Origin of the sequence: Accumulibacter sp., from assembly GCF_032229525.1 — a bacterium.
In the GTDB taxonomy this organism is placed as follows: Bacteria; Pseudomonadota; Gammaproteobacteria; order Burkholderiales; family Rhodocyclaceae; genus Accumulibacter.
On the sequence record NZ_JAVTWB010000058.1, the window covers coordinates 1 to 2,897 of the forward strand.

Below are 2,897 nucleotides of genomic sequence, written 5' to 3' on the forward strand. Positions count from 1 at the left end.
AAACGACCCCGCATCCCCGACGCTCGTCGACGCTCGTCACGGCTCGGGACTTCGAAGGGTGCGAGCCAGCGGTACGTCTGTCCACGCAGGCTGACCATTACCCGCAGGCGGTGAGCGCCATCGAGGAACTCGTTACCGATGCGGTGAGGCAGCAGCGTGCTGCTGACAAAAGTGCCCGCCGCATAGATGAAGCCGCCGGCCCAGGGGTTGTTGGCAATCGCCACGCACAGGCTGCCGTAGTTCTTGTACTGGACCAGGCAACCAGCCATTTCCACGGCATGGCGGACCTTGCCCTGGTCGTCGAAATCGATGGCCGAGAAGGGCAGCATCACCGGGCGTAGCGGTGTCACGGGACCGTCGCCGCGCGGCGGGTTGAGAAGTGCCAACTGGCCAGCCGGGTGGCGCAGGCGGGCGACGATCTGTTCCTTGGTCTTGGCGAAGCTCGCCTGATAGTTGTCGTAACTGCGCTGCTTTTCCTCCTGCAGCACTGCGACTGCCATGGCCACGACGGCCAGCGCGAGCAGCAGGAAGGACGTCCGAAAGAGAATGCGCAGCCGGAACGACGCCAGCCAGGCCAGCGGTTTCATTCCGGCGACCTCACCGAAGAGGCGTAGCGATGCACCGGAGCGCCGCGGAGGAACACGCTGCTGTCCATCGCCCGCTTACCGATCGCTTGCGCCGGTGGAGATCGGGTCGGACCATCGGAAGCCGCGCATGGGGATGTTCTCGATACGGTCGAACGCCTCGTCCAGTTCGCGGAAAGCCTCACGGATGCTGCTGATGTGTTTACGGATGTTGTCCCGACTCCGGCCGCTCTTGACCACCTGGGACAGTTCTTCGTAAGAGACCACTTCGCCCCGTTTCTCGTAGAGCGCGGCGAGGATGCGCTGGGCGGTCAGTGGCAGGTTGATTCGTTGTCCCCGCCACAGGGGTGTGCTCTGCCGCAGGGGGTCAATGGAGAGTTCGTCGCTGGCAGCCAAGGGCGGCTTGACGCTTGCACGCTGTCGGACGGCGCGCAGGATTTCCAGGAAGGTATCGATGAACTCGGCTTCCTCGAAGGTGGCCTTCTGCAAGTAATCCCAGGCATCCAGTGCCTTCATGATGCCGCGGTAGATGGTGGCGGGCATCGCCGAGACCACCAGCACCGGTGTACCGCTGGTGCGCTTGTTGATGGCGTTGATGATCGCAACACCCGCGTGACGCTCCCGCCCCAGTTCGATATCCAGCACCACCAGGTCGTATTGCACGCGAGCCAGGGCGGCTTCCGCATCGTCGCGGGTGAACCACTGCTCCACGGTGATGCCCGGGTGCGCGGAAAGAATCCATTCCTTGAGTTGATTGCTGGTGGGAATGTCGTCTTCGATGACGGCCACTTTGAACATGGGGCGCTCCGATCCTCTTTTCCAGAAGTATCGCTATTTTTGACGGAGAAAGCACCGCCGTCGTGTGAAGGTTTCTTCACACGTGTGACGGTTTGTTCACGCGTCGGAAGAAGCGCGAATGTTGCGGAAGAAACGGGTTGGGCTGACTACCGAAGTCGCCCGGTGGCGGCATGGAATCCTCCACCGCATGTCCGGCACCATGGTGGTCATGAGCAAACGGCGGGCAGCTGGATCATGGCGCCGAAAGAGGGTCAAGAACCCACGCCACGGAAACGCATGACAGGGAAGGGAGCCACCATGTCGGATCGTCTGAGGAACCTCGTCATCATCCCGCTTCATATCCCGGCAACGCCGGCCGTTGCCGTCTCTCGGGCCGGCAGATGGCCTCTATCGTTGATCAGCGCGTTCGGGATGGGGCAGCGAAACGGGGCAGTGGTACCGCAGGAACCCTGCAGCGATACCTCTGGGGTTTTGAGCATTTTTGACCACGATCTGTGCACCGCCAGAGCACCTGAGCGCATGCGAAGCGAGCGTGCTCGGTATCAGGTTCGAAATGCGACCGGGAAGGACGCATCTCGGCCGCAAGGGGAGGCGGCTGGTGCCTACGATTGCACCCACCATGCCCTATTACATAAGGATTGGTTGGGCTGCAGCCTTATGGAAGAAAAAGCCTGCTCATTGGCCTGGAATTACCCCCTGGGCGACGTCCTGCGAGGCCCGGAAGCCGGCCAAATAGGCGAAATGGCCGTCCTTGGTAACCGGGAAGGGCGCTTGGCTTCGGTCACAACGAGGGTTTTGCGCTATCCGGGTGTCGGCGTTTTGGCCGATTTTTCATAAGGATTGGTGGGGTGGCGAATCCTTATCTTTAAAAGGGGGCACGGACTACCGATGGAAGACCGGATCAGGGACGTACGAGCACTGCTGCAAGCTCAGCTGAAAGACGTGTTCGAGCAGGCCAAAGACCTGGGTAATCGCTACCTGCAGGAAGTCGTGGAGGCGAACACCGGCAAGGACTGGAGTCAGAAGAACACGTTGCAGTTTCGGGTTCGGCAGCGGGGCAATGCGCTCTCCCTCGAGTGGTACCTGGTCAATTGGTACGGCAGGAAGGCTCAAGGTCGCGAGGCGCGCCGAACGTACATTCCGAAGCGCAACAACAGTCGGCGCCGGGATGCACAAGTGTTCGGCTACCGCATGGAGGACCTGCTTCGACACACCTCGGGGTGGGACGATGACCTGGTCACTGCCGTAGAGAGCGAGGCCAGCGAGTATCGTCGTCAGGCGCATTACCTTGCCGACATGCTCGTGACGCTGGGGCGCCTGGAGCGGTTTGCGAAGGTGCCGACGCAGTCGCAGGGCGAGCGGAAGGAGTAGGCGTCATGAACAAACCCCCTCGCTATTTGGTGACCGATCAGTTCGATCTCGGGATGCTGGCCTCGCTGACCGCGGACATCACGCTGACGGAGATTTCCCTCGCCGACGTTTGCCAACGCATCGAGGATGCCGAGCGCGAGCAAG

At 61.5% G+C, this 2,897-nt stretch carries 2 protein-coding genes and 1 pseudogene; 1 reads left to right on the forward strand and 2 read right to left on the reverse strand.

Going from position 1 to position 2,897, the window contains the following annotated elements:
• Positions 1 to 587 (reverse strand): annotated as a pseudogene (locus RUW20_RS03965) (sensor histidine kinase); the annotation flags it as partial.
• Positions 588 to 662: 75 nt separating this feature from the next.
• Entirely contained in the window at positions 663 to 1,382 is a 720-nt protein-coding gene (locus tag RUW20_RS03970; RefSeq protein WP_291986715.1) for a response regulator transcription factor, read from the reverse strand.
• Positions 1,383 to 2,270: 888 nt separating this feature from the next.
• Here RUW20_RS03970 and mobI point away from each other — a divergent pair.
• Positions 2,271 to 2,753: a conjugative transfer protein MobI(A/C) gene (gene mobI / locus RUW20_RS03975; protein ID WP_313950899.1), complete on the forward strand. Its 483-nt coding sequence runs from the start codon at positions 2,271 to 2,273 to the stop codon at positions 2,751 to 2,753.
• The last annotated feature ends 144 nt before the right edge of the window (positions 2,754 to 2,897 follow it).